Annotated in this window: 1 protein-coding gene and 1 tRNA gene; both read left to right on the forward strand. The window is 34.6% G+C overall.

Annotation, left to right across the window (positions count from 1 at the left end; translation table 11 throughout):
* Positions 1 to 476: 476 nt before the first annotated feature.
* A tRNA-Asn gene (locus EI164_RS16020) sits at positions 477 to 552 on the forward strand.
* A 191-nt stretch (positions 553 to 743) separates the two neighbouring features.
* Complete coding sequence (locus EI164_RS16025; RefSeq protein WP_192520975.1) at positions 744 to 1,085, forward strand: CopG family transcriptional regulator; 342 nt, start codon at positions 744 to 746, stop codon at positions 1,083 to 1,085.
* Positions 1,086 to 1,591 lie beyond the last annotated feature (506 nt).

The following is a 1,591-nucleotide window of genomic DNA, read 5'->3' on the forward strand; positions in this document are numbered from 1 at the left end:
TAGGCTTAGATGTGTATAGCTCATGGTTGCAATCTCACTTTGGTCGGTGGATAAAAACTTTGATGCTAGCGCATCTAGGTCTTTTTTTCACCTTGCATTTGGTATTGCACTTCATGTGTTAATCTAAGATTCAAAAAGATACAAAAGTCGTCTAATTAAATCCGAGCCAAAACACAAGCAAAAAGCTCTGCTAAAAGACTGCTTAAACCATCAATCAAAGTAACTTTTTTGTTTTTTTGATAGGTTTGATGGCTATATAAATGAGTAATAATTTTAGATTCAATATTTGCCAGAGCACTATATTTCATAGGCGATAACGAGCTATTTTGAATTAATTACAACAATATTGATAATTAATGCTGTAATAAGGTTGACAGCCTATGATGACTTGGCTAAAATACGCCCCACATAACGCAAACAAGATAAGAAATTATTGTTATATAATACTTATTAAATTCATTGTTATGACAACTTATTCTCCAATAGCTCAGTTGGTAGAGCAACGGACTGTTAATCCGTGTGTCCCTGGTTCGAGCCCAGGTTGGAGAGCCATATACTGAAACCTTCATCATAATTTGATGAAGGTTTTTTTTATTGTCGCCATTTATATATGTGATGATCATAATAATAGCGTGGCTACTGTGTTCTTTTAGATGTTTTTGTTGTATGGTAAGTACAACTTTGATTGGGTTGATTTTTTGTCTGAGTGCCTTACTCTTACTCACTAAAAATAATGGTTTATTATGATACCTATACGTGTAAAAAATAAGTTTTCTGATCATCCGCAAAAAATCATGCGTCCGATCAGTATTCGCCTGTCTGAAGAGATGATTGAGCTGCTAGAATCAACAACATCAGAGTTGGGGTTTAAGCGCATTCAAGGTCTTATTCGCCTATATATTCGTCAAGGTCTTGACCGTGATCATCAGGATTATACGTTAGCTCATGATGAAGTTTTTATCGAAACACTACGCAAGCGCGGTGTGAGCCAACATATCATTGATGAAGCGATTGTATCGACCCATAACAATAATATTACCCACTCCTTGTCTGAATTGCAGGAAAACGACCAAAATAACGATTAACTAATTTATATCAGAAGTAACGAATTCAAACACAGCTCTAGACTTATGACCGCTATCAATCATTAACTATCAGATTTTTCGGTTTATAAAAAAAGACTGAGCCCGCTTAAGTGAGCTCAGTCTTTTTTTATGAGAGTCATAAACATTAGAGCCTGTTTTATATTGAAAAATAGGCACCACTGTTGCGATTTCTAAGCAATCCTATTTACGATCACTCCTTCTAAAATTTCCTAGTACGCTTCCTATCCGTTTTCTCTTTTTGGACTATTCTGAAAAAAGGCTTATTTAATTATCCATACAACATTTAGCGATAATTACACACAACAAAGCAGCAAACGCGGTATATTAAAATGAAAGGATACAAGTATTGTTTTTTATTACTTATGAGTACTGACAAGGAGGTATACGATGGTAGCGTTATATCAGCGTTTAAACAAAAATCTTCTACTAACTAGGGGCTGTATAGAATTGAGAAAACATTGAAAAAAATAAGCAACGCCTTACTC

The organism is Psychrobacter sp. FME13, from assembly GCF_014861395.1.
Classification (GTDB): Bacteria; Pseudomonadota; Gammaproteobacteria; order Pseudomonadales; family Moraxellaceae; genus Psychrobacter.

What these genes read in the sequence shown, in the direction of transcription:
- EI164_RS16025 (WP_192520975.1), top strand. Translation starts at nt 744, where the DNA reads ATGATACCTATACGTGTAAAAAATAAGTTTTCTGATCATCCGCAAAAA.